Here is a 23,241-nt window from a genome sequence, read left to right on the forward strand (position 1 = left end):
AAACAACAAGGCCTCGACACGATCCGGCATGGCCCCATGCGATCCACGCCGGGATCGTGATCACCAACCACGGGGCCACCGAGGGAGTACGGCCATGGATCAGGCGCACATCGCCAATATCGCGAGCACGCTGCCGGAGGCGTTGTCGCCCTGGACCATGTTCATGCAGGCCGACATCGTCGTGAAGGCGGTGATGATCGGGCTGGCGCTGGCTTCAGTCGCAACCTGGACCGTTCTGGTGGTGAAGACGATCCAACTCCGCGCGGCACTGCGCACCTCGCGCAGCGCGCTCGGCATCGCGATGGCCGCGCGCGCGCTGTCGGATGCGACGGGACGCATTTCCGCCGACGACGGTGTGGTCGGCCGGCTGCTGGCCGTCGCCGATGACGAGATCGACAAGTCGCGTGGCCTCCCCGCCGATGGCATCAAGGAGCGTGTCTCCTGGCAGTTCGAGCGGATCGAGGCGGCGGCGGTGGCGCGCATCGGCCGCGGCATCGGCATTCTCGCCACGGTCGGCGCGGTCGGGCCGTTCGTCGGCCTGTTCGGCACGGTCTGGGGCATCATGAACAGCTTCATCGGCATCTCGCATGCGCATACGACCAACCTCGCGGTGGTGGCGCCCGGCATTGCGGAAGCGCTGCTCGCGACCGCCTTCGGCCTCGCCGCCGCGATTCCCGCGGTCGTGATCTACAACCTGTTCGCACGTGCCACCGGCGGCTATCGCGCCGTCATCGCCGATGCATCGGTGGCGGTGATGCGCCTGCTCAGCCGCGATCTCGACCGGCAGCACGCGGGGCCGACGGAGGCGCGGCGCAGCGCCATCCGCGCGGTCGACGCGCCGCTGCTGTCGATCGCCAATCCGGCGGAGTGAGCCATGGCCGTCAAGCTCGCCCGGCGGACCGACGAGTTCGAGGAGACGCACGACATCAACGTGACGCCGTTCATCGACGTCATGCTGGTGCTCCTGATCATCTTCATGGTCGCCGCGCCGCTCGCCACGGTCGACGTCCCGGTCAACCTGCCGGCGATCTCGGCCGAGCCGCAGCCGCGCGCGGAAACGCCGGTCTTCGTCACCTTCAAGGCCGACCGTTCGCTCGCCGTTGGCGACCAGAGCGTGGCGCAGCCCGACATCGCCGCCTCGCTCGATGCCGCCACCAAGTCCGATCACGAGCAGCGCGTGCTGCTGCGCGCCGATCAGACGCTGCCCTATGGCGAGGTGATGGCGCTGATGAACATGCTGCGCCGTGCCGGCTACACCAAGGTGGCGCTCGTCGCCCTGGAAGACCGGGGCGCGCAGTGAGCGTCCTCACGCTCGATCCGTTCGAATACGAGCAGCGCCGGGAGCGGACGCTGTGGACCATCGCCGCGCTGGTGGTGGGCGGGCTGCATGTCGGGCTCGCCGTCGGCTATCTGCTGCTGCGTCCCGCGCCGCAGGGACGTGCCCAGGCGCCGGCCTTCGACGTCGTGTTCACCCCGGCGGTGGTGAGCGAGCCGGCGCCGACGGCGCAGGATGCACCGGCGTCCGAGCCGCCGCCGGTGGAGCCGCCGAAGGACGAGCCGGTGAAGGACGACCCGGTCGCGCACGAGGCCGTCGCTGAGCCTGTCCCGCCGGCTCCCTCCGAGCCGGAGCCGCAGGTCATGGCGCAGCCGGAGCCGGTGCCGGATGTCATTCCCTCGCCGGAGCCCGCGCCACAGGTCGCGCTCGCGCCCGAGCCGCCGCGTGCAGACGATGTCGTTTTGCCGCCGCCGCCACCACCGAAACAGATCGAGGCGATACCGCCGGAGCCGAAGCCCGTTCCCGAGCGTGTCGAGCGCAAGCCAGTGGAGAAGAAGGAGACGAAGGAGAGGGTCGAGAGGAAGCCCGCACCGCCGAAGCCGGCTGCGGCGCCAGCGGCCCGGCCTTCACGTGTCGCGTCGGCGCCCAATCCCGGCGAGGACAGCGTCGGGGCGCGCGAGGGCCAGGCCAGTTGGAACGCCGAGGTGGTGGCGCAGATCCGCCGCGCCGCAGCCTATCCCTCCGACGGCAATGGTGCGAGCGGCACCGTCATGCTGAACGTCGTGATCGATCGCAACGGACGGCTGCTGTCGCGACGGCTCGCTGGAAGCTCGGGCTCGCCGGCGCTGGACCGCGCGGCGATGGGCATCATCGAACGCGCCGCGCCGTTCCCGCGCTTTCCGCCGGCGATGGCTCAGGCGCAGGTCTCGCGCACGGTCCCCCTCCATCTGAGGCCGCGCTGAACGCGGCGCCATCCAGGGCGATATCGGTGCCGCCGCGTGCCGCTTATTTGCTGCACTCGGTCAGATCCGTATCGCGCACGACGAACTGCGCGCCTTCCTTGAGTTCGATGTTCTTGGCGACGCAGGTGCGGCCGCCCTTTTCGGACAGCTTGATGTCGTAGCGGCCGGACTTCACGCCGACCAGCGTCATGCGCTCATTGTGGTCGACCTCGCCCTCGTCGTCGTTCTTGCACTGGTCGGCGCCCCAGGTTTTGGTGCCGGCGGCCGCCAGGTACATTTTCACGATGGTCTGGCCGGTGCGGTTGAGGAAGCGCGGGCCGTCCTCGGCGGACGCGGCGGAGCCGGCAAGCATGAGAAGCGCGCAGGCGGTGACGAGGCGACGCATGACGAGTGTCCTTTTCTTATGATTGGTCATGGGATGAAGGCGCGCGGGTCAGAAATCCTTGCCGATGCTGGTCTTGACGGCAAGGCCGCGCGAGGCGTTGGTCAGGCCGTAGCCGACGCCGAAGCTGAGCTCGAAGCCCTTGAAGCGGGTGTCGGCGACTGCGTAGAGCGTCTGCATCTGCTGATTCCAGGGCAGGATGTAGCCGAACGGTCCGAGATTGGAGAAGTGCTCGATACCGATGGTCCAGCGATCGCTGAGGCGCTTGACGAAGCGCACCGAGGGCTCGAAGGCCGAGCCGGCGCCGTCGATGCCGAAGGTCATGTTGGCGTTGAAGATGAGCTGATAGTCGTTGGGCAGGTTGACGCCGATGATCGGCGTGAACATCTGCGCCACCCGCGGCGTGGCCTCCTGCACGAAGCGCGGCGCGCCGGGCTGGCCGGCTCCGGCCTTGTTGGCGACCCACAGGTCCGGCGTCAGGCCGCCCTGCGGCGCCAGGATGGTGCGTGACACCAGGCCGAGGAAGACGGTGCGCTCAAGCCGGTCGCCCTGGATGAAGGTCTGGCGAATGGTGACGCCGCCGGACTGGAATGAATAGCCGGGCACGCCATTGTCCATCACGTTGCCCAGCGCCATCGGGACATTGGTGCGGGCAAAGGCGTAAGGCGAGGTCAACGCGATCTCGTACCATTCGGTTGGCGAGTAGCCGATCTCGGTCTCGCCGGTGACCGCACGCTGCGGCACGCGGCGTCCGCCGTTCTGTTGCGGATTGAAGGTTGTCAGATAGCCGAAGCGCTGTTCGACCTGGAAATGTCCGGGCGAGGCGGGGTCATTGCCCTGGATCTCCTCGGCCACTGCACCGAACGGCGCGAGAACGAGAGCACCGGCAGCCATGTACAATCGCGATCGTCTTCTTGCACTCCTGGCGATGCCGTTCGGCTGCATGTCCCCGCGCTCCCTTCAACTGATGAGCTAACGAGTCGGCGGGGCGAAAACATGCGGGCCTGTCGGCTGAAAGATGACGCGATCGGGAAACGATCAGTCGTTGAATGCCGCAATTGCTCCGGCCCTTCCTGTTTCGATGAGGAATAGGGATGTTTTGGCAAGTCGAACGGGACATTTTGACCGGGACAATATGGCGGCCATTTCGCGAGTGAATCTCAGGGCGGCGATGAATGTGGCGTGTTGCAAACACATTGAAGTCATAGAGCGAGGAAAACATGTGCTGCAGCATGCATTGCTGATCGCCGGATCAGCCAGAGAATGGACACGCCCGTGCTTCACACACCCGGTCATCGTCGCCGCTTGTCCGCTCAGCCGATGCGGCTCGGACTGGTGCTCACACTCCTTCTGTCCACGCTGCTGCCGGATGGACGCGCCTTGGCGGAGGAGTCGCTGCGGGACCAGTTGGAAGCGTGGTGGAATCAAACCCAGGCCGGCAAGAGAGGTCAGGTTGGGCAAGTCCGACAGGCGTCATCGGGGAGCGGTGCCAGAACCGCAAGGCATGCCGCCAAGCGCGGACGCCACGTCGCCAATGCCCGGGCCGAGGCAGGAGGAGGTGTCTTCGACCACGATAGCGGTCCGCGTCGCGACCGTCCGGGGAGATATTTCCTGCACGGACCGAGGTTCTAGTCCCGACGCTCTTGCGGGAATTTCCCGGGCGTCGCGTTCTTGCACTTGCGAAATGACAAGGCCTCCCATAGGTCAAAGCGATGTGTGGCGCGTTGCCGGTGAAACCGCCGACGCTCGCATACGTTGTTTTCGTGCCCTTCATCGCCGCCCCCCGGACGGCGGAGACAAAGGATCAATTCGATGAATTGGAAACTGATGATGACGGCCGCTGCCGTCGGCATGACAGCAATCGTCGGCACGTCGACGATCGCTGTCAGTGCACCGGCCCCTTCCAAGCTGCTGACCTCGATCGACCCCGACAAGGACGGCACCGCCGACATGAACGAGGTCCGCACGGCCGCCGGCGCGCTGTTCGATCGTCTCGATCGCGACCACGACGGCACGCTCGACGCCAAGGAGCTGCGCGGCCGCGTTTCGGCCAAGGATCTCAAGGCCGCTGATCCCGACAATGACGGCACGCTGACCAAGGACGAGTATCTCGCGCTGGTGGAAGGCCGCTTCAAGGCGGCCGATCCTGACCATGACGGCACGCTCGATTCCAAGGAGCTGAAGTCGGTGGCCAAGCTGCTGAAGTGAGACGTCGGTCCGCACTGGACCGACGCGACACAGATATGAGCTCGAGGGCCTGTGATGGGAGACCGTCGCAGGCCCTCGCCTTTCAGGCGGATGCTCGTGGCGGGCCGGCAGGGACGGCGATTGGCCCTCACATGCTTGGGCGGGACATTTCCACTGCGAGACGAACCAGGTCGGGCAGGCTGCGCGCCCCGAGCTTCTGTCGCAGCCGGTAGGTCAGGTTGATGACGGTCTTGTAGCTGATGCCGAGATGGTCGGCGATCGCCTGATAGGATTTCGCCTGAGCCAGCAGCGCAAGTGCCTGGCGCTCGCGCGGGGTCAATGCCGCGGTCGCCATGCCGTCCGGATCGGCGCGGAGCAGGGCGATGCGGGTGGCGAGCTGCGGGTCGAGATAGGTGCCGCCGGTTCGAACCTGTTCCAATGCCTTTGGCAGCTCGTGCGGCGGGGCGTCCTTTAGCAAATAGCCGTTGGCGCCGGCGTCGATCGCGGAGCGGACGATACGCGGATCGGCGTGCATGCTGAAGACCAGAATTCGGGCGCGGGGATCGTGCGACCGCATCCGTTCGATCAGACTGATTCCGCCGAGCTCCTGCCCGTGCAGGCGCAGATCGACGATCGCGACGTCCGGCCGGTCACGAACATAGGCGTCGTACCCGCTGTCGGCATCGTGTGCCTCGGACAGCGAGCGGATCCCGGCTTCATTCAGCAGCCAGCGACAGGCCGTGATCACGACCGGGTGGTCATCGACGAGCAGAACGCGATACATCCGACGAAGGTCTTGCCCTATGGGCGCTGGTGGCGCCGATGCTTCTTCTATCATGTAGGTTCCCTTGCAAACCAGAACCGGGTGCAGCAGTACGGCCGAGTCTGGGAGATACGTCGGCGAATTGATCGCCACTTTCCGGATCCGGGAAGATTGTCCCTAGAGGCCGAAGAATATTGCCCGTTGCGACGAACTGGCGGGCTGTTTACGAATGTTAACGTTCGTAAACGGGTAAATCGGCGCGTTCTGGTGCGGGTAAAGGCTCAGGGGCGTGGGCTGTTGCCGGAACCGGTCGACAAGAAACTGGGGGACGTCTTGACCAGACTGTCGGCGCTGAAGAGCGCGCTTCTCGCGACGTGTGCGTTGCTGCCTACGGCTGCGTTCGCGCAGCAAACCCTGCAGACCATCGAGGTGGTCGGCGTCTCGCCCGTTCAGGGCAGCGAGATCGCGAAGGACAAGATTCCTTCCAATGTCGAAACCATCGGGGCGCGGGAGCTCGACCACAGCCGCGCGCCGACGCTGCTCGACAGCATCCTGCAATCGGTGCCCGGGGTCTCCCTCAGCGACCAGACCGGGAACGCGTTCCAGCGCGACTTGAATTATCGCGGTCAGACTGCCTCGCCCGTGCTCGGGACGCCGCAGGGCATCGCCGTCTACCAGAACGGCACCCGCATCAATGAGGCCTTCGGCGACGTCGTGAACTGGGACCTGATCCCGGAAATGGCGATTGCGCGCATGACGCTGATGCCGAACAATCCGCTGTTCGGCCTCAACGCCACCGGCGGGGCCATGTCGATCGAGATGAAGAACGGCTTCACCTACCAGGGCGGAGAAGCCCAGCTGTTCGGCGGCTCGTTCGGCCGGGTCCAGTCGGGCGCGCAATACGGCTGGAACAACGGAACCTACTCGGCCTATATCGCGGCGGAGGGCGCCTATGACCGCGGCTGGCGCGACTACTCGTCGGCCTCGCAGATCCGGCGCATGTATGCCGATTTCGGCGCGCGCGGCGACAATACCGAATTCCATCTGTCCTTCACCGGCGCCGACAACAAGCTCGGCTCGGTGGCCGCGACGCCGATCGAGATGCTGAACCAGCGCTGGTCCAGCGTCTATACCTGGCCGCAGTCGCTGCATCTGCAGATGCAGATGGTGCAGGCGAGCGCGAAGTGGACACCGACCGACACGCTGTCGATCCAGGCCAACGGCTATTATCGTAACTACAAGTCGGCGCGCGTCGACGGCAATGGCACCGAAGTGCAGGACGGCGGCGGCGTGTTCGTCCTTGAGGACGCCGCCGGGACCCCGTGGGACATCAACCGCAACGGCCCAACCGCCAACACGCTGGCCGCCGATGCGGCGCTCGGCCAGATCGACCGCAACACGGTCAAGACCGACAGCTATGGTGGCTCGCTGCAGGCGACCTCGACCACGCAGCTATTCGGCCATGACAACCATTTCGTCGTCGGCGCCAGCGTCGATCACGGCAACACCAACTTCCAGGCGACCTCCGAGCTCGGCACCCTCGACAACAACCTGTTCGTCACCGGCCTCGGCGTCTATATCGACCAGCCCAACGCCGGCCTTGCTCCGGTCAACCTGAATGCCAAGAACACCTATCTCGGCGTCTACGCGACCAACACCTTCGACATCACCTCGCAGCTGGCGCTGACGGCCGGCGGCCGCTTCAACTGGGCGCAGATCAACCTGCGCGACCAGACCGGCTTCGCGCCGCTCCTGAACAGCAACAACAACTTTCAGCGCTTCAACCCGGTGGTCGGCCTGACCTACAAGATCACGCCTGATATGACCGCTTATGCCGGCTACTCCGAAGCCAACCGCGCGCCGACGCCGCTCGAGCTCGGCTGCTCCGATCCGGCCAATCCCTGCCTGATCGACAACTTCCTGATCGCCGATCCGCCGCTCAAGCAGGTGGTGTCGCGCACGGTCGAAGGCGGCCTGCGCGGCGAGATCTCCGGCGGCCGCTCGGCCTACGCTGCCGATCTGCCGGCCTACCGCAAGGCGCCGATCAAATCGGTGGCGGTTGATGACGGCTGGCGGCTGCGCTGGGGCCTCAGCCTGTTCCGCACCGAGAATTCCGACGACATCCTGCAGGTGGTCGATCCGATCAACCCGGTGCGCGGCTACTTCAAGAACGCCGGCACCACCCTGCGCCAGGGTGTCGAGGCCAAGGTCGACCTGGCCTGGAACCGGTGGACCGCCTACGCCAACTACACGTTCATCGACGCCACCTTCCGCAGCGCCTTCGACGTCAACGATCCGTTCCTCCGGGTGCCGGTCGGCGTCGTCTCCGGCAACCACATTCCCGGCATTCCGGCGCATCGCCTGAAGCTCGGAGCGGAATATGCCGTGACCGATGCCTGGAAGGTCGGGGCGAGCATCAACTATGTCGGCAGCCAGTACCTGCTTCACGACGAGACCAACGTCTACCCGAAGGTCCCGGCCTACTGGGTGGTGAACGTCAACACGTCTTATCAGGTGACCAAGAACGTCGAGGTGTTCGGCCTGATCCAGAACCTGTTCAATCAGCGCTATTATTCGGCAGGAACCGTGTTCGATCCGGCCGGCTTCAACACCGCCGGCGGCGGAACGGCGTTCGCGTTGAACGATCCGCGCAGCATGGTTCCGGGAATGCCGCTCGCGGCCTATGCCGGCATCCGGGCGAAGTTCTGAGCCTCAGGAGCGGACGACCAGCCACCATAGGCGCATCCGCGCCGCGCCACGGCAGCCCCCCACCGTGGCAAGAAGGCCGGGAGAAATCCCGGCCTTTTCATTTGTTGATCGGAGCCAGCAGGTGTCGGAACCGGGAGCGCGAGTTCATCTCTGCGCTGTCCTCCACGGTGGAGCGGTCCGCCGTCCTTGTCGTCAAAATTTCAGATCTGGCGGAAGAGTGGTGTTTCAAATGAAGTGGATGATGATAATTAGTCCGGGCGCTATGGGACTAATTCAGTTGTTAGTTTGACAATGTCCCGTGCGTTCATAGAAACTTTCGCCTTGCTGGGTCCTGCCAACGTTTCGATACAATCGGTCATCAACAAGAAGCCGTGTATTGCGTAACGTGGGGCGTCAGGTGAAGTCAAAGAACAGAAAGCGCAGCGAGGCAGCTGCCGCAAGTTTCGTGTTGTTGTCGACATGGATGGTCGCCGGCGAGGCAAGGGCCGAATGTACGACGCCAGGCGTCACCGTCACCTGCAGCGGGACCATCAGCACGGCAATCACCGTGTACGACGCCGCTGCGGCGACGGCGACGCCCTCGAGCGGCAGCAATTCCTATACGCCGGCGAACCCGGCCTTTCCGGTGACCGGCTACAATCCCAATCCGCCGACGACGATTGTCACGCTGGATTCGACGGCCGTTCGCAATCTCACCACCAACACCCAGGCCGGTCTGGCCGATCGCGGCATGATCGCGGCCAATTTTTCCAATGCCGAGGATCCGGCCGTCAACAACGTCGTCATCAACAACGCCGGCTGGCTCAGCCTCACCACCAGCCAGCTCAGCGCTGGCCGGCTTCACGTCATCGTCGCCGACAGCCAGGTCAACAAGTTCACCGTCAACAACACCGGGACGCTCGCCGCCACCCAGAATTTCTTCGGCGCGTTCGATCCCACCAAGCTGAGCGTTTCGGTCGGTGCGACCGCGACGGGCCGCTACAACGGCACCAACCTCGCCATCATCTCGGCGCTGTATTCCGACGACAACACCAACAGCTTCGTGGTGAACAACCGCGCCGGCGGCACGATCTCGGCGACCGGCAACTATGCCGCCGCCTATTACGGCCGGGCCGACACCACGATCACCAACTCCGGCACCATCGCCAACACCAGCTGGACGGCGGCGAGCCGCTTCTATGATGGGCACTGGGCCATCGGCGCCTTCGCCGGCGCCGAGTTCGATACGATCCCCGGCAGCAATCCGGATTCGCCGCTCTACAAGTTCGACGCCGGCGGCAACGTGACGGTGACCGAAACCAAGGCGCTGACGCTGACCAACACTGCTGGCGGCGTGATCAAGGGCGATATCCTGGCGCTCGACACCAATCCGCTGACCACGGCCGCGGGGCTTGCGGCGGGATCGACCCTCCCGCTGACCGGCAGCGGCTCGAACTCGGGCCCGCGCGACAGCGTCATCAGCAATGCCGGCCTGATCCAGGGCAACCTCTATCTGGGCTCGGGCGAGCACGACATCGCCAACAGCGGCACGATCTTGGGATCGATCTCGGTCGACCAGAGCGCCTCGCGCGGCTCGTTTGCGAAGGCGACCGCAGGCACCGTCGCGGGCACCTATAGCAGCTCCGGCTCGGGCACGGACGTCAACGGCAATGCCTGTCCGACGGCGGGCGCGAACACGACAGATCCGCTCTGCGCCGCCAGCACCACCCAGGCGGCGACGTTTTTCGGCGCGCGCACCTTCAATCTGGTCAACACCGGCGCGCTCGGCGGCGACATCATTATCAACGACCAGGATGGTGCGACCAATACCATCCTGCTGAAGGGCACCGGCTTCAGCGGCAACGTCGTCGCGCAGAACGGCCTCGGCAGCAATTCGGCGACGCTCGACGGCGTGACCAGCCTCGCCAGCATCGTCAATTTCGGCATGCTCGACCTGATGAAGTCGCAGGTCACCATGAGCGGCGGGGCCGGCGTGCAGCTCGTCGATGGCGCGGTGTTGCGCACGACGATCTTCGGGTCGGGCGGCACCGCGGCAGCGCCGTCGACGAAGATCGGCAACATCACCGGCGCGGTGACCTTCGCCGGCGCGGGGACGGTTGCGCCGACGCTTCAGGGCATCGTGCGCAATGGCGACTTCTACCGTGTCGCGACGGCGGTGTCGGCGACGCCGCTCGACGTCGATTTCTCCAGCGCGCTGGTCGGCTTCACTGCCGATACCTCGACGGGGGCTCTGCTGCTGAACGCGTCCGTGCGGTCGCCCGCGACCATTGCCGGCATCTCGCCCAGCAGCCTTGCCGCGCTCAACGGCCTGCTTGGCTACAACGGCAGCAATGCGCAGCTGCAGGCGCTCGGCGGCGTGGTGCAGAGCCTCAGCACCGACCGGGAGGTGCGCGGCGCCGGCGATCAGTTGCGTCCGCTCGTCAACGGCGCCCAGGTCCAGGTGCCGCTCAGCACCGCATCGCTGTTCCAGAACCAGATCGACAACCGGCTGACGGCGGCGGCCGCCTCGCCCAATTCGCGTGTCGCCTCGGCGTTCGCCGACGACGCCGATCCGCTCGCCTCGATGCTGATGGCCTTCCATCCGACCAAGGCTCGTCCGACGGTGAAGGCGCCGCTGGCGTCGGCCATCGCGCCCGAGCCGGAGCGCACCGTCTGGGGCAGCCTGATCGGCACCAATGCGTCGCAGCGTGACGTGGCGGGTGTTGCCGGCTACAGCGGCAACACCGGGGGCCTCGTCGCCGGCATCGATCAGCGGATCGACAATGCGTTCCGCGTCGGTGCTGCGTTTGGCTACGCCACCAGCAGCATCGACGATCGGACCGCCGCCGGCGATGCGGTCGGCATGCAGCACTATCAGGGCACGGTGTACGCCGCCTATGTTCAGCCGTCCTGGTACGTCAACGGCTCCGCAGGCATCGCGCTGGTCGACTACACCACCACGCGCCGCGTCAACTTCGCGGGCTTTACCGACACCGTCTCGGGCAGCCACAAGGGCTGGCTTACGCTGGTGCGTGGCGAGTTCGGTGTCCCGGTGAAGCTCGGCGAGGCCGTGCTGACGCCGTTCGCCGGCGTGACCTACGGCCGTCTCGATCAGCAGGCCTATACCGAGACCAGCACCGCAGGTGCCGCGCTCGCGATCGCCAGGCAGACCACCAACTCGGTGCGTTCGAACCTCGGCTTCCGTTCGACCGTTCCGCTGCTGGTGACATCGACCTACGGCTTCGGCCTGGAGACGCTGGCGGCGTGGCGACGCGAGTTCGGCAACACCGCGCAGAACGTCACGGCGGCCTTCGCCGGTGGTGGCGCGACCTTCCTCGCCGCCGGCCCGTCGCCCGAGCGCAACCTCGCCGAGCTCGGCGCCGCGCTCAAGCTGGTGGCGTTCGGCGAGCGTCAGTCGATCTCGCTGGGCTACAACGCCGTGGTGGGCAGCCAGTATCTCGAGCAGTCGGCGCTGCTGAAGGTGCGCGCGGAGTTCTGAAGCGGCTACCTCGGGCAGGACCTGCGAAGCACGACGTCAAAGGCCGGGAGCAATCCCGGCCTTGTTGTTGCTTGACCAAAGCGTGACGTGTCTCCGCTGTCGTAGGGTGGGCAAAGGCGCGCGTGCGACACTGCATGCCACGAGCTCAACTCCACCGCGCGCCGTGCCCACCATTCCTTCCGCTTGCGCGGATGCACGGTGGGCACGCGACTGCCCTGCGGGCGGATGCTTTGCCCACCTTACGCAGCCGGTATGAATCGTCGATGAGTCTGCTCACGATGGATTTTGGGCAATTATCCCGCTGACCTCGTGAACGAGATCGCTGCGCGCTTCTGGAATTTGCGAAGCATCGCGATTAGTTGCTGCCGGCCTCCGTCAACTACGAACTTCCGCCACAGAACCCGACCAGCTATTGCGCATCGTATCGAGCAGCGAGGTGGTGCACGTGAGTCGTAGATCTTCAAGCCTTGTATCGATCATCACGTCATCGATGGATGCCGTTCACCGGCCCCGCGTGCCTCCTTGGGTACGAGCGACAATCTCTGTCGTGCTTCTCGCCGGCAGTCTGGGGGCGCATTCTCTGCTGCTTGGCGATGCGGCGGCGCGCGATCTCGATGGGCGTTACGCCAATTCTCCGCTCAAGGGCTGGTTCGAGAGTTTGCGTTCGGGCAAGGGGCCGTGCTGCTCGGATGCGGATGGCACCGCGCTCTCGGACACGGATTGGGACACGAAGGATGGCCGCTACCGTGTTCGCATTGAAGGCCAATGGTGGGTCGTTCCGGAAGAGGCCGTGGTGACCGAACCCAATCGCGCCGGCCGGACGATGGTATGGCCCGTGTATTATCGCGAGCTGAATACGGGCCTGCGCATCGATGTGCGGTGCTTCCTGCCGGGCAGCATGATATAGGTGGGGATGTGCCGGACCGCAGAAGCGCAGGGTGGGCAAAGGCGCGAAGCGAGATGTCGCGACAGGCGCGGCCTCTCGTGCGCCGTGCCCACCACTCCCTCCGCTCTCGCGGAGGCATGGTGGGCACGCGGCCGCCCTGCGGGCGGCTGCTTTGCCCATCCTACGTGATGGCGACTACTCCGCCGCTTGCGCCGCTTTCAGCGTTGGATAGTCGGTGTAGCCCTTCTCGCCGCCACCATAGAGCGTGGCGCGGTCGAGCTCGTTGAGCGGGGCGTTGGCCTTGAGGCGCTCGACAAGATCCGGGTTGGCGATGAAGGGCCGGCCGAAGGCGATCAGGTCGGCGGCGCCGGCGTCGAGCTGCTTGTTGGCGAGCGCGAGGTCGTAGCCGTTGTTGGCGATATAGGTGCCCTTGAAGCGCTTGCGCAGCGACGCGTAGTCGAACGGCGCGACGTCGCGCGGACCGCCGGTCGCACCCTCGATGACGTGGATGTAGACGAGCTTCAGCGCAGCGAGCTGGTCGACGATGTAGTCGAACAGCGCCTGCGGATTGGAATCGGAGATGTCGTTCGCGGGCGTCACCGGCGACAGCCGGATGCCGGTCTTGTCGGCGCCGATCGCCTCCGAGACGGCCTTGGCGACCTCGAGCATCAGCTTTGCGCGGTTCTCGATCGACCCGCCATAGGCGTCGGTGCGCTTGTTGGCGCCGTCCTTGGCGAACTGGTCGAGCAGATAGCCGTTGGCGCCGTGGATCTCGACGCCGTCGAAGCCGGCCTCGATCGCATTGAGCGCGGCCTGCTTGAACGCCGCGACGATGCCGGGAATCTCACTGAGCTCGAGCGCGCGCGGCGTCGAGACGTCGGTGAAGGTGCCGCCGACGAAGGTCTTGGTCTTGGCAGGAATCGCCGAGGGCGCGACCGGGGCGCCGCCGTTCGGTTGCAGCGAGACATGGGAGATGCGGCCGACGTGCCAGAGCTGGACGAAGATGCGGCCGCCCTTGGCGTGCACCGCGTCGGTCACCTTGCGCCAGCCGGCGATCTGCTCCTTGGAATAGATGCCGGGCGTGTCCTGGTAGCCTTGGCCCTGCTGCGAGACCTGGCTGGCCTCGGAGATCAGCAGGCCGGCGGAGGCGCGCTGGCTGTAATATTCGGCCGTCAGCGGGCCCGGCGCGAGGCCGTCCACGGCGCGGTTGCGGGTCAGCGGCGCCATCACGACGCGATTGGCCAGGGTGATCGGACCGAGCTTATGCGGCTCGAACAATTTGGATGCACTCATCGGGTCTTTCCAGGAGAGAGGAGGGGGCTGTGGTCAATTGTGCATTGCCGCGAACAGCGCAATGCCAGGAGGTATCCGTCCGACGCAAACGAGCTGCGCGATCGGGGCCGCCGCAACAAGCCGTTCGTTGGGTAGCCTGCTGCAGAAAACAAAAGGGGGGTCAGGCAACCCCGAGGAAGTCCCGCTTGCCGATTTCGACGCCGTTGTGGCGGAGGATGCCGTGCGCGATTGCAGCGTGGAAATAGAAGTTCGGAAACGAGACGCGGTTAACGAAGTCCTGCCCCTTCAGGGTCAGCGTGGTGTTGGGCCCGCTTGGAAAGGTCACGTCGCGGCTATCGGCGCCCTCGAACTGCGCCGGCTGGAACGTCTTCAGGTAATCGATGGTTCTGGCAAGCCGCTGGCGAAGCTCGGCGAGCGTCGTCTCGGTGTCGGGTGTGCTGGGCACCTCGCTGTGGGAAAGCCGGGCGCAGCCTTTGGCGGCGAAGTCGCAGGCGAGCTGGATCTGTTTGGAGAGCGGCAGCATGTCCGGATACAGGCGCGCGCCGAGCAGGACCTCGGGGGCGATCTTTTTGGCTTCGCAATGGGCCTCGGCCTTGCTGAGCAGGCCGGACAGGCTGCCGAGGATCTGGAGGTAGGCCGGCACGGTCGAATCGTAAAAGGACATGATGCTCTCTTTTGGCAGGAGACGTCGCGACGAAAGCGCGCGCCCTCGGAGATGGGGCTGCGTCCAAGAGAATGCAACTGCATCTTTCTGGTTTTGCGGTCGCCGTGCATTCCAGTCGTTCACGCTGAGGTCACGGCGATTGTGGACGCGTTCCCTAGAGGATTTCGCCAAGCCGTGGACGAAATGCCGGATCGAGGTCGTGGAGAACGACGAGCCTGCGTGGCCGAACATGGTCAGGATGAAGATCGGCGCTACAAGCCAAATTGGGCTTCAATTGTCCGTCTGCTCGCGCTTTTGTCCTGAGCGATCGTCTGGCGGTCCAATTCCAAGGTGATAAATTGGAATAACCAAGAGCGGACGACACGGTCGCATGAAGTCGGACAATAAGTCATCAGCAATTGAGAGACGAGGAGCGTCGCGCGATGATGTCGGCTCACCTACCGTGTCGCTGTCGCTGTCGCTGAAGCCGGCGCCGCCTGCGCCCGCGGTGTGCCGCGCATGCCTACGAGCAGTTCCGCCGTTGGCCAGGAATCGGCCGGCAGCCCGAGCCGCAACTGCATCGTTTTGACCGCGATACGGCTCTGCTGGCCGAGCACGCCGTCGACCTTGCCGACGTCGAAACCGGCCTTCACCAGGAGCTGCTGCAGCTCCTTGATCTCGTTGAACGGCAGTTGCGCGACCGGGCCGCTGGCTTTGCGCATCGGCGCCGCGCCGGCGATGCGGGTGGCGAGATAGGCCGCGGTGGTCGAATAGATCAGCGAGTTGTTCCACTCGGTATAGGCGGCGAAATTGGCATAGGCCAGGAATGCCGGGCCGTTGCGGCCCATCGGCAGCAGCACGGAGGCTTCGAGCGGATCGTTCGGCAGCGACCGGCCGTCGGCATAGGTCACGCCGAGGCCGGCCCATTTGCTGCGCGGCGCCTTGACGGTGAGATCGGCCTGCTCCCAGGGGAAGGTCTGGGGCACGCGGATCTCCTCCAGCCAGGGTTCGCCGCGGCGCCATTTCAGCCCGGTCGCGATATAGTTCGCCGTCGAGCCGATCACGTCGGGCGCGCTGCGCAGCAGATCGCGACGGCCGTCGCCGTCATAATCGACGGCATAGGTGACGTAGTGGGTCGGCAGGAACTGAGTCTGGCCGAGCTCGCCGGCCCAGGAGCCGATCATCTCGGACGGCGCGAGGTCGCCCCGGTCGATGACCTTCAACGCGGCGATGGTCTCGTTCTGGAAGCGCTCGCTGCGGCGGCAGTCGTAGGCCAGCGACACCAGCGAGGGCAGCACCGGCAGGTTGCCCATGTTGGCGCCGAAATCGCTCTCCAGGCCCCAGAATGCGGCGATGACCGCCGGGGGCACGCCATACTCCTTCTCGGCGCGCGCGAACGCCGCCGCATGCATCCGGATGTGCTGCTGGCCGTTCTGCATCCGGTAGCTTGCGGCCATGCGGCCGGCGAACTCGGTGAACAGCTGGCCGAACACCCGCTGGCCGCGGTCGCGGTTGACGATGCTCTGGTTGTAGGTGAGGTATGGCGAGGCAGCCGCGATCGCGCTCTGCGACACGCCGTCGGCAATGGCACGCTGCTTCAGCTCGGCGAGAAACCGGTCGAAGCTCTGGCCGCTATGGCAGGCTGCGGCGCGCAAGGAAGGCGCCGGCCTCGGACGCGGCGCGGCCGCTTCCGGCGCCATTTGCGCCGCGGCGCTGACAACCAGCATGAACGAGGTTGCGAGCGCGCTGAAGATGACGCGCAAGGCAGTCGAAGAGCTTCGCATCCGGTCTCACCGATGGCTGTCAGGTCGTTGTCCAGCCATCGATATCCGATGCGGGGGGCGGGAGGGAAGGGGGCAGGGGCGAATAGCGAATGGCGAATGGGGAACGGCAAGAACCCTATTCGCTACTCGCCCATTCACCCCACCTTCGCCAGCGCCGCCTGGGCCTCGCTCTGGATCCGCTTGAGATGCTCGGCGTCGCGAAAGCTCTCGGCATAGAGCTTGTTGACGTCCTCGGTGCCGGAGGGGCGCGCCGCGAACCAGCCGTAGTCGGTCTCGACCTTGATGCCGCCGAACGACTGGCCGTTGCCCGGAGCCTTCGTATGCACCATGCGGACGGGATCGCCGGCGAGCTCCTTCAGGTTCAGCATTTCCGGCGTCAGCGCCTTCAGCGCCGCCTTTGCCGACGGGCTCGCCGGTACGTCGATGCGCTCATAGACCGGCGCGCCGAGCTCTGCCGTCAGCTCCTTGTAGAGCTCGCTCGGGTCGCGGCCGCGCTTGGCCATGATCTCGGCCGCGAGCAGTCCGAGGATCAGGCCGTCCTTGTCGGTGGTCCACACCGTGCCGTCGCGCTTCAGGAACGACGCGCCCGCGCTCTCCTCGCCGGCGAAGCCGAAGCTGCCGGAGCCGAGGCCCTCGACGAACCATTTGAAGCCGACGGGGGTTTCGACGAGCTTGCGGCCGAGCTTGCGCGCGACGCGGTCGATCATCGAGCTCGATACGATGGTCTTGCCGATCGCGGCGTCGCTTCGCCAATCGGGCCGGTGCGCGAACAGATAGGAGATGGCCGTCGCCAGATAGTGGTTGGGATTCATCAGCCCGCCCGAACGCGTGACGATGCCATGGCGGTCGGCGTCGGTGTCGTTGGCAAACGCGACATCGAAGCGCTCGCGCATGCCGATCAGGCTCGCCATCGCGTAGGGCGATGAGCAGTCCATCCGGATCTTGCCGTCCCAGTCCGCGGTCATGAAGCGGAAGGTGGGATCGACGAGCTCGTTCACGATGGTGGCATTGAGGCCGTAGCGCTCGATGATCGGCGCCCAATAGGCGATCGCCGCGCCGCCGAGCGGATCGATGCCGATCTTGATGCCGGCCGCCTTGACGGCGTCGAGATCGACGGTGTTGGCGAGATCGGCGACGTAGGGCGTGATGTAGTCGTAAGCGTGCACCGAGGCGCGCTGCTTGGCATGACTGTAGCTGATGCGCGACACGCCATCGAGGTCGTTGGCGAGATAGACGTTGGCCTGCCGCTCGATCTCGGCGGTCGCGTCGGTGTCGGCGGGACCGCCATGCGGCGGATTGTATTTGTAGCCGCCATCCTCCGGCGGATTGTGCGACGGCGTGATGACGACGCCGTCGGCGAGATGCGCCGTGCGGCCCTTGTTGTAGGAGATGATGGCGTGCGAGATCACCGGTGTCGGCGTGTAGCCACCGTCCTTGTCGACCATCACCTCGACGCCATTGGCGCCGAACACTTCGAGCGCGCTGGCGAGCGCCGGCTCGGCCAGCGCGTGGGTGTCGATGCCGACGAAGAGGGGGCCGTCGAGGCCCTGCTGGCGCCGGTAGTCGCAGAGCGCCTGGCTGGTGGCGAGAATGTGGTTCTCGTTGAAGCCGGTCTTCAACGACGAGCCGCGATGGCCCGACGTGCCGAACGCGACGCGCTGGGTCGGCTGGTGCGGGTCGGGCTTCAGCGCATAATAGGCCGTGATCAGCCGCGGAATGTTGGCGAGCGCGGCATTGGCGATCGGCTTGCCGGCTGCGGGGTCTGTCTTGGCCATGGAGCATCCTTCGCAAGTTCGAGAAACATCTGCGGCGGCGCTTCGTTCCGCCGCGGCGGGCGCAGGGAACGCGGGGCGTCGCGACGAACCTGCCGCAACATGGCGGCGTGCGGTGATCCGATCAACGGAATTCGTGCACGCCCCCCGCGGCGGCGTGAAGCCTATTTGATATCCGCTGAGGGAATGCCGGGTTCTCGCGGTCGAGGCCGGCCAATGCCGCCGCCTTGTGCGCGCGACATTAACCACGCCTCACTGAGTCCGCGTGCCGGGACCGGCGCTTAAGCCTGAGTTTAACGGATGGCCCTTGAAATAGCAGGCCAAAGCAGAGGCGCGTCCCGTGCGCAGGAGAGTCGTCAGGAGCGGAAAAGTGAGAGCGCTTTGTCTCGGCGCGTTGGCCGTCGTTTCAACCTTGGCCCTGGCCGGCTGCAGCCACCAGGTGACGCCGCAGGTGGCCTCGCCTTGCGTCGATCTGAGCGGAAGGCCCTGCGTGGACGGTCCCGTCGCCGACCAGCCGCCGCAATCATTGGAGCCTGCCAAGACGATCCGTAAGCCTGCAGCCGCGGTCGCGCGCCGCGCGGCCCTGCAGCGCAAGCACGCCCACGCTGCAAAGCGCCGGGTCAAGCCGCAAATCGTCACCGCCAAGACGATTGAAAAGCCGATTGAAAAGGCGATTGATAAACCGATCGAAAAGCCGCTCGCGGCGCCGGCGCGCACGCCGCGGCCCGATCCGATCGCGCCGGCTGACGGTACGTCCGCGCCGGTGATCAAGACCCCCTCCGCCACGACGGACACGCCGAATCCGGCCAAGGTCCAGAGCGACGTCATGGTGGCTGCGGTGACGGTGGCGGCCGAGTTGGCCGAGCGGATGACCGCGCTGCGTGTCCCCGAGGGGCCCGCCGACAGTCATCTCGTCGCGGTGCTGCTGACGCGTCCCACCGTGCACGGAGTCGCCGATCTCAGCGGCAAGGTGATCGCGATCGACGAGCGCTATGCCAAGTCCAACGCGAAGATCACCGCGGCCATGAATGCGGCCGGTGCGACGGAGGTGCTGCTGCTGGAAGGACAGGCCACCGCGATCACCCGGCTGAACAATGGCGAGGTGAGCGCAGCCGTGGTGGCCCTGGTCTCGCCGGAGGCCGCGGAGGCGTTTCCGAAGATCGCGGGCTTTCGCCGGTTCTCTGTCGTCCTGAAGCCGTAGCTTCAGGACGCTTTGTCACAGGCCGGCTAGGTCGCAGCGGTGCTGCGCGCCGGCCGCGGCAACGCCGCGCCTTTTGCGGCGGCGATGCCCCTGGGAAAGCCGCTGCGGTCGCTGTAGAGGCGCTTGCGGCCGCGTCGCGGATCGTGCTGGCTCTTGACGTCCTGGGCGCACATGTAGTCCAGCGCGGTGATGCCTCCGACCATGACCAGCGCCGCCAGCACGCTGCCCACGCGCGGATTGCTCGGCCTGAGCTCACCGGCCAGCGTCATCATGTCGAGCCCATCGCCGGCGACGCGGCTCAGCAGGCCGGCCCGCTTCTCCACCGACAGCGTGAGCACGCCGGCGAACAGCTCGCGCACGCCACAGGCGCGCACCAGTCCCTCGCGACCCTCCATGCCGAGCGCATGGGTGACGCGGTGCGGCGCCAGCAGCTCCAGCGTGCCGAGCGCAATGCTGAACCAGCCGAGCCCGCGGGCCAGTCGATCGGCCGGCGTCAGCGAGCTCGGGCCGGTCGAGATGATCTTGGGGTCGCCCTTCGACCTCACGAGATTCGAGACATGAAACATGCGATGCGATCCCTTATGGCTTCAGCACGACCTTGACGCAGCTGTCCTGCTTGTCGCGAAAGGCGCGATACATCTCGGGCCCCTGTGCGAGCGGAACGGTGTGGGTGATGACGAAGGATGGGTCGATCTGGCCATCCTCGATGCGCTGCACGAGGTCGTCGGTCCAGCGGTTGACGTGGGTCTGGCCGGTGCGGATCGTCAGGCCCTTGTTCATCAGCGCGCCCATCGGCACCATGTCGGACAGTCCGCTATAGACTCCGGGGATCGAGACGATGCCGCCGGGACGGCAGACATAGATGATCTCGCGCAGCACGTGCGGCCGGTCGTTCTCGAGCATGAACATCTGCTTGGCGCGATCGATCACGCTATCGGGCTGTGCGAGGGTGACATGGCTCTCGAAGCCGACGCAATCGATGCACTTCTCCGGGCCCTTGTTGTCGGTCAGCTCGTTCAGCCGTCCGACCACGCTCTCCTTGTCGAAATTGATGGGGATGGCGCCGCCGGCCTCGGCCATCGCCAGCCGCTCCGGAATGCGGTCGATCGCAATCACCTTGGAGGCGCCGAGCAGGATGGCGCTGCGGATCGCCATCTGTCCCACCGGGCCGCAACCCCACACAGCGACCGTATCGTCCGGCTCGATGTCGCATTGCGCGGCCGCCTGCCATCCGGTGGGGAAAATGTCGCTGAGAAACAGCGCCTGCTCGTCCGTCATGCTGTCCGGAACCTTGATATGCGTGGCGTCGGCGAACGGCACGCGCAGATACTCGGCCTGGCCGCCCGGATAGCCGCCGGTGAGATGCGTGTAGCCGAACAGGCCTGCGGTGGTGTGTCCGAACACCTTCTCGGCAAGATGCTTGTTGCGGTTGGTGGTCTCACAGACCGAGAAATTGCCGCGTCGGCACTGCTCGCATTCGCCGCAGATGATGGTGAAGGGCACGACGATGCGGTCGCCCTTCTTGAGCTTGCCGTTGACGCCGGAACCGACCTCGACGACCTCGCCCATGGTCTCGTGGCCCATGATGTCGCCGGGCATCATCGCCGGGATGTAGTTGTGGAACAGATGCAGGTCGGAGCCGCAGATCGCGCAGCTCGTCACCTTGATGATGGCATCCCTGTCATGCTCGATCTCGGGATCGCTCACCGTGTCGCAGCGAATGTCCTCTTTGCCATGCCAAACCAGCGCCTTCATACAGTCCTCCGGGCAGAATGTTGCGGAGGCAAGTCGAAGGGCGCGGCGATGGTTGCTATCGAGGGCGGAATTTTCGGAAGTGGCGGGGCGTCCGGAGCCCGGCTCAGGCCTTCTTGGCGGCCTTCTTCGCCGTGGCCCTCGCAGGAGCCTTCCTGGCCGCCTTGCCAGCTTGCGGCTTGGCTGCCGCGGCGTCGGCCTTTTTCTCCGGAGGCTTGGACTCCGCCTTCCTGGGCAGCTCCGCGGCGGCGGCCTGGCGCATCGCGCGGGCGTAGCTGTCGGCGACGTTGTCGGCGGAGATCAGGAGCCGTCGGGCGGCGGCATTGGCCTGCTCGACCGCCTCGCGAGCGAGCAGCTTGAAGCGCTCCTTGGCGTCCTTGTCCTTCGCCTTGACGGCCATGCCGTTGAAGCGGTCCTTGCGCTTCTTCGCCGCCGCCAGAATGGCCTTGTTCTGCTGCTTGGCCAGTTGCCGGATCACGGCATCAAGATCGGCATCCGCCATCGTCGTCCCCAACTCCCCCAGAGAATCAGCGCGCCCCGGCGCTGCAAACCGCGCGGACTATGCAATCGGCGCAGCCGCTTTGCAATCGGGGTACCAGAGGAGGGGTGCCGCGCCGATCAGGGGCGGCGGGCCGATGAAATCCGTCCGGCATTCGATGCCGGGCCCGCCAAAAACACTGTCCGCATGGCAGTCATGTCACTCTGAGTGGTGCATCGACACCGCCGGAAGGCCGCTTACGACAATCGGAAACGCAACGTAACCAATTCTCGGCAATTCCATCAATTCCAATGCAACGCTTGATCCGCAACATTCCCGGCAACATCACCGTGTTCGTTGGAGTGTGGCCGTGCTGGCCGGAAATAGATACCTCAGGCTATTGTCGCGTTTCCGTCGCGACCAGAGCGGCAACATCGCGATCATCTTCGCGCTTGCTTTGCTCCCGATCCTCGCCTTCGTCGGCTCGGCGATCGACTATTCGATGGCCGTGCGCGCCAAGGCGAAGCTGTCGGCTTCGATCGACGCCGCGATGCTGGCTGCGACCGGCTACACCGCCATGCGCGGCGCCGCGTCGGACGCCAAGACGGCGGCGACCAACATGTTCAACGGCCAGATGGCGGCGCACAATCTGGCGGCGGACTCGCTGAACATCGATATCAGCGATAGCATCACCGCGCGGACCGTGACCGGCAGCGCCACCGTGGTGGTCAAGACGGCCTTCATGCACATGTTCGGCTACCCGACCATGACGGTCTCGGCCTCGTCGTCTGCTTCGGCCTCGTTCCCGACCTACATGGACTTTTACGTCCTGCTCGACAACTCGCCGTCGCAGGGCCTCGGCGCAACCACGGCCGACATGACGACGCTGCAGAATGCGACGTCCGACAAGTGCGCCTTCGCCTGCCACGACACCTATACGTCGAGCTCGAAGAAGACGCTGCAGACCAACAGCTATTATTCCATCGCCAAGAAGAAGGGCGTGACGATGCGCATCGACGTCGTCCGGAGCGCGACGCAGTCGCTCACGGACACGGCGACCGCCAGCCAGGTCGTCAGCAACCAGTACCGCATGGCGGTCTACAGCCTGGGCAGCGACTGCGGCTCGCTCGGCCTCACGACCATCGCCAGCCTGTCCTCGAGCATGTCCTCGGTGAAGTCGTCGGTCGGTTCGCTCGACCTGATGACGATCCCCTACAGCGGCTACAACAACGACATGTGCAGCGATTTCGACGGTGCGATGTCCGCGATGAACGGCGTCATCCCGACCCAGGGCGACGGCTCGTCGACCAAGCCGCAGAAATGGCTGTTCTTCGTCTCCGACGGCGTCGCCGACTATTCCTATCCGACCACCTGCAGCAAGACAGTTCTCTCGGGCGGCCGCTGCCAGGAACCGCTGAACACGACGACCTGCGATGCGTTGAAGGCTCGTGGCATCAAGATCGCCGTGCTCTACACCACCTATCTCGCGATCACCAACAACAGCTGGTACACGACCTATATCGCGCCATGGCGGGATTCGATCAGCGGCATCATGAAATCGTGCGCCAGCCCGGGCTACTACTACGAGGTCGATTCGAGCGGCAGCATCGGCGCAGCGCTTACCGCGCTGTTCCAGCAGGCGATCGCATCGGCGCATCTGACCAAATAGGGCAGG

At 65.6% G+C, this 23,241-nt stretch carries 20 protein-coding genes; 9 read left to right on the top strand and 11 right to left on the bottom strand.

Annotated elements, in window-relative coordinates:
• The first annotated feature begins 94 nt into the window (after nt 1-94).
• From exbB to QX124_RS07615, 3 genes are read left to right on the top strand one after another with little or no spacing between them, the layout of a single operon-like run.
• The gene (gene exbB / locus QX124_RS07605) at nt 95-871 is read left to right on the top strand and encodes a tonB-system energizer ExbB (RefSeq protein ID WP_315796816.1); all 777 of its coding nucleotides are present in this window, start codon (nt 95-97) and stop codon (nt 869-871) included.
• 3 nt (nt 872-874) lie between these two features.
• Nucleotides 875-1,300: a TonB system transport protein ExbD gene (exbD, locus tag QX124_RS07610; protein ID WP_315796817.1), complete on the top strand. Its 426-nt coding sequence runs from the start codon at nt 875-877 to the stop codon at nt 1,298-1,300.
• Nucleotides 1,297-2,238, top strand: a complete 942-nt coding sequence (locus tag QX124_RS07615; RefSeq protein WP_315796818.1) for a TonB family protein — start codon at nt 1,297-1,299, stop codon at nt 2,236-2,238. The genes exbD and QX124_RS07615 overlap by 4 nt, the downstream gene beginning before the upstream one ends.
• 43 nt (nt 2,239-2,281) lie before the next feature.
• Here the strand turns inward: QX124_RS07615 and QX124_RS07620 are convergent, their stop codons facing one another.
• Nucleotides 2,282-2,623 carry a hypothetical protein gene (locus QX124_RS07620; protein WP_315717331.1) on the bottom strand — a complete coding sequence of 114 codons (342 nt, stop codon included), beginning with the start codon at nt 2,621-2,623 and terminating at the stop codon, nt 2,282-2,284.
• Between the two features lie 48 nt (nt 2,624-2,671).
• Nucleotides 2,672-3,514, bottom strand: coding sequence for a hypothetical protein (locus QX124_RS07625; protein ID WP_315773421.1), 843 nt, complete (start codon nt 3,512-3,514; stop codon nt 2,672-2,674).
• A 957-nt stretch (nt 3,515-4,471) separates the two neighbouring features.
• On the opposite strand from QX124_RS07625, the gene QX124_RS07630 reads away from it, so the two are divergent.
• Nucleotides 4,472-4,828: an EF-hand domain-containing protein gene (locus tag QX124_RS07630; protein WP_315738719.1), complete on the top strand. Its 357-nt coding sequence runs from the start codon at nt 4,472-4,474 to the stop codon at nt 4,826-4,828.
• 127 nt (nt 4,829-4,955) lie between these two features.
• On the opposite strand, the gene QX124_RS07635 is transcribed toward QX124_RS07630, so the two are convergent.
• Nucleotides 4,956-5,591 carry a response regulator transcription factor gene (locus QX124_RS07635; RefSeq protein ID WP_315773423.1) on the bottom strand — a complete coding sequence of 212 codons (636 nt, stop codon included), beginning with the start codon at nt 5,589-5,591 and terminating at the stop codon, nt 4,956-4,958.
• 312 nt (nt 5,592-5,903) lie between these two features.
• On the opposite strand from QX124_RS07635, the gene QX124_RS07640 reads away from it, so the two are divergent.
• Nucleotides 5,904-8,279: a TonB-dependent receptor gene (locus QX124_RS07640; protein ID WP_315773425.1), complete on the top strand. Its 2,376-nt coding sequence runs from the start codon at nt 5,904-5,906 to the stop codon at nt 8,277-8,279.
• Between the two features lie 393 nt (nt 8,280-8,672).
• Here the strand turns inward: QX124_RS07640 and QX124_RS07645 are convergent, their stop codons facing one another.
• Nucleotides 8,673-8,825: a hypothetical protein gene (locus QX124_RS07645; protein WP_315773427.1), complete on the bottom strand. Its 153-nt coding sequence runs from the start codon at nt 8,823-8,825 to the stop codon at nt 8,673-8,675.
• A 1-nt stretch (nt 8,826) separates the two neighbouring features.
• Here QX124_RS07645 and QX124_RS07650 point away from each other — a divergent pair, with 1 nt between their 5' ends.
• Together QX124_RS07650 and QX124_RS07655 are read left to right on the top strand one after the other, a co-directional pair.
• Nucleotides 8,827-11,757 carry an autotransporter domain-containing protein gene (locus tag QX124_RS07650; RefSeq protein ID WP_315796819.1) on the top strand — a complete coding sequence of 977 codons (2,931 nt, stop codon included), beginning with the start codon at nt 8,827-8,829 and terminating at the stop codon, nt 11,755-11,757.
• Between the two features lie 490 nt (nt 11,758-12,247).
• Nucleotides 12,248-12,664 carry a hypothetical protein gene (locus QX124_RS07655; RefSeq protein ID WP_315738383.1) on the top strand — a complete coding sequence of 139 codons (417 nt, stop codon included), beginning with the start codon at nt 12,248-12,250 and terminating at the stop codon, nt 12,662-12,664.
• A gap of 174 nt (nt 12,665-12,838) precedes the next feature.
• On the opposite strand, the gene QX124_RS07660 is transcribed toward QX124_RS07655, so the two are convergent.
• The 4 genes from QX124_RS07660 to pgm form a co-directional block, all read right to left on the bottom strand.
• The gene (locus QX124_RS07660) at nt 12,839-13,936 is read right to left on the bottom strand and encodes an alkene reductase (RefSeq protein ID WP_315738382.1); all 1,098 of its coding nucleotides are present in this window, start codon (nt 13,934-13,936) and stop codon (nt 12,839-12,841) included.
• Between the two features lie 160 nt (nt 13,937-14,096).
• On the bottom strand, nt 14,097-14,600 hold the full coding sequence (locus tag QX124_RS07665) for a DUF1993 domain-containing protein (protein WP_315796921.1): 504 nt from the start codon (nt 14,598-14,600) through the stop codon (nt 14,097-14,099).
• Nucleotides 14,601-15,037: 437 nt separating this feature from the next.
• Nucleotides 15,038-16,279 carry a lytic murein transglycosylase gene (locus tag QX124_RS07670; RefSeq protein ID WP_315796922.1) on the bottom strand — a complete coding sequence of 414 codons (1,242 nt, stop codon included), beginning with the start codon at nt 16,277-16,279 and terminating at the stop codon, nt 15,038-15,040.
• A 218-nt stretch (nt 16,280-16,497) separates the two neighbouring features.
• Complete coding sequence (gene pgm, locus QX124_RS07675; RefSeq protein WP_315796820.1) at nt 16,498-18,138, bottom strand: phosphoglucomutase (alpha-D-glucose-1,6-bisphosphate-dependent); 1,641 nt, start codon at nt 18,136-18,138, stop codon at nt 16,498-16,500.
• A 487-nt stretch (nt 18,139-18,625) separates the two neighbouring features.
• Here pgm and QX124_RS07680 point away from each other — a divergent pair, with 487 nt between their 5' ends.
• A complete protein-coding gene (locus QX124_RS07680; protein WP_315796821.1) occupies nt 18,626-19,336 on the top strand; it encodes a hypothetical protein in 711 nt (236 codons plus the stop codon).
• A 26-nt stretch (nt 19,337-19,362) separates the two neighbouring features.
• Here QX124_RS07680 and QX124_RS07685 read toward each other — a convergent pair whose 3' ends face one another.
• The 3 genes from QX124_RS07685 to QX124_RS07695 form a co-directional block, all read right to left on the bottom strand.
• Nucleotides 19,363-19,902, bottom strand: coding sequence for a hypothetical protein (locus tag QX124_RS07685; RefSeq protein WP_315796822.1), 540 nt, complete (start codon nt 19,900-19,902; stop codon nt 19,363-19,365).
• Nucleotides 19,903-19,915: 13 nt separating this feature from the next.
• Complete coding sequence (locus QX124_RS07690; RefSeq protein WP_315796823.1) at nt 19,916-21,091, bottom strand: zinc-dependent alcohol dehydrogenase; 1,176 nt, start codon at nt 21,089-21,091, stop codon at nt 19,916-19,918.
• Between the two features lie 103 nt (nt 21,092-21,194).
• Nucleotides 21,195-21,590 (bottom strand): hypothetical protein, encoded by a 396-nt coding sequence (locus QX124_RS07695; RefSeq protein WP_315796824.1) that lies wholly within the window; start codon nt 21,588-21,590, stop codon nt 21,195-21,197.
• Nucleotides 21,591-21,936: 346 nt separating this feature from the next.
• Between QX124_RS07695 and QX124_RS07700 the strand changes: the two genes are divergently transcribed.
• Complete coding sequence (locus QX124_RS07700; RefSeq protein WP_315796825.1) at nt 21,937-23,235, top strand: TadE/TadG family type IV pilus assembly protein; 1,299 nt, start codon at nt 21,937-21,939, stop codon at nt 23,233-23,235.
• The last annotated feature ends 6 nt before the right edge of the window (nt 23,236-23,241 follow it).

Source organism: Bradyrhizobium sp. SZCCHNRI3043 (assembly GCF_032377735.1).
In the GTDB taxonomy this organism is placed as follows: Bacteria; Pseudomonadota; Alphaproteobacteria; order Rhizobiales; family Xanthobacteraceae; genus Bradyrhizobium.

What these genes read in the sequence shown, in the direction of transcription:
- exbB (WP_315796816.1), top strand. Translation starts at nt 95, where the DNA reads ATGGATCAGGCGCACATCGCCAATATCGCGAGCACGCTGCCGGAGGCG.
- exbD (WP_315796817.1), top strand. Translation starts at nt 875, where the DNA reads ATGGCCGTCAAGCTCGCCCGGCGGACCGACGAGTTCGAGGAGACGCAC.
- QX124_RS07620 (WP_315717331.1), bottom strand. Translation starts at nt 2,623, where the DNA reads ATGCGTCGCCTCGTCACCGCCTGCGCGCTTCTCATGCTTGCCGGCTCC.
- QX124_RS07625 (WP_315773421.1), bottom strand. Translation starts at nt 3,514, where the DNA reads ATGGCTGCCGGTGCTCTCGTTCTCGCGCCGTTCGGTGCAGTGGCCGAG.
- QX124_RS07630 (WP_315738719.1), top strand. Translation starts at nt 4,472, where the DNA reads ATGACAGCAATCGTCGGCACGTCGACGATCGCTGTCAGTGCACCGGCC.
- QX124_RS07635 (WP_315773423.1), bottom strand. Translation starts at nt 5,591, where the DNA reads ATGTATCGCGTTCTGCTCGTCGATGACCACCCGGTCGTGATCACGGCC.
- QX124_RS07655 (WP_315738383.1), top strand. Translation starts at nt 12,248, where the DNA reads ATGGATGCCGTTCACCGGCCCCGCGTGCCTCCTTGGGTACGAGCGACA.
- QX124_RS07660 (WP_315738382.1), bottom strand. Translation starts at nt 13,936, where the DNA reads ATGAGTGCATCCAAATTGTTCGAGCCGCATAAGCTCGGTCCGATCACC.
- QX124_RS07665 (WP_315796921.1), bottom strand. Translation starts at nt 14,600, where the DNA reads ATGTCCTTTTACGATTCGACCGTGCCGGCCTACCTCCAGATCCTCGGC.
- QX124_RS07670 (WP_315796922.1), bottom strand. Translation starts at nt 16,279, where the DNA reads ATGGCGCCGGAAGCGGCCGCGCCGCGTCCGAGGCCGGCGCCTTCCTTG.
- pgm (WP_315796820.1), bottom strand. Translation starts at nt 18,138, where the DNA reads ATGGCCAAGACAGACCCCGCAGCCGGCAAGCCGATCGCCAATGCCGCG.
- QX124_RS07685 (WP_315796822.1), bottom strand. Translation starts at nt 19,902, where the DNA reads ATGTTTCATGTCTCGAATCTCGTGAGGTCGAAGGGCGACCCCAAGATC.
- QX124_RS07690 (WP_315796823.1), bottom strand. Translation starts at nt 21,091, where the DNA reads ATGAAGGCGCTGGTTTGGCATGGCAAAGAGGACATTCGCTGCGACACG.
- QX124_RS07695 (WP_315796824.1), bottom strand. Translation starts at nt 21,590, where the DNA reads ATGGCGGATGCCGATCTTGATGCCGTGATCCGGCAACTGGCCAAGCAG.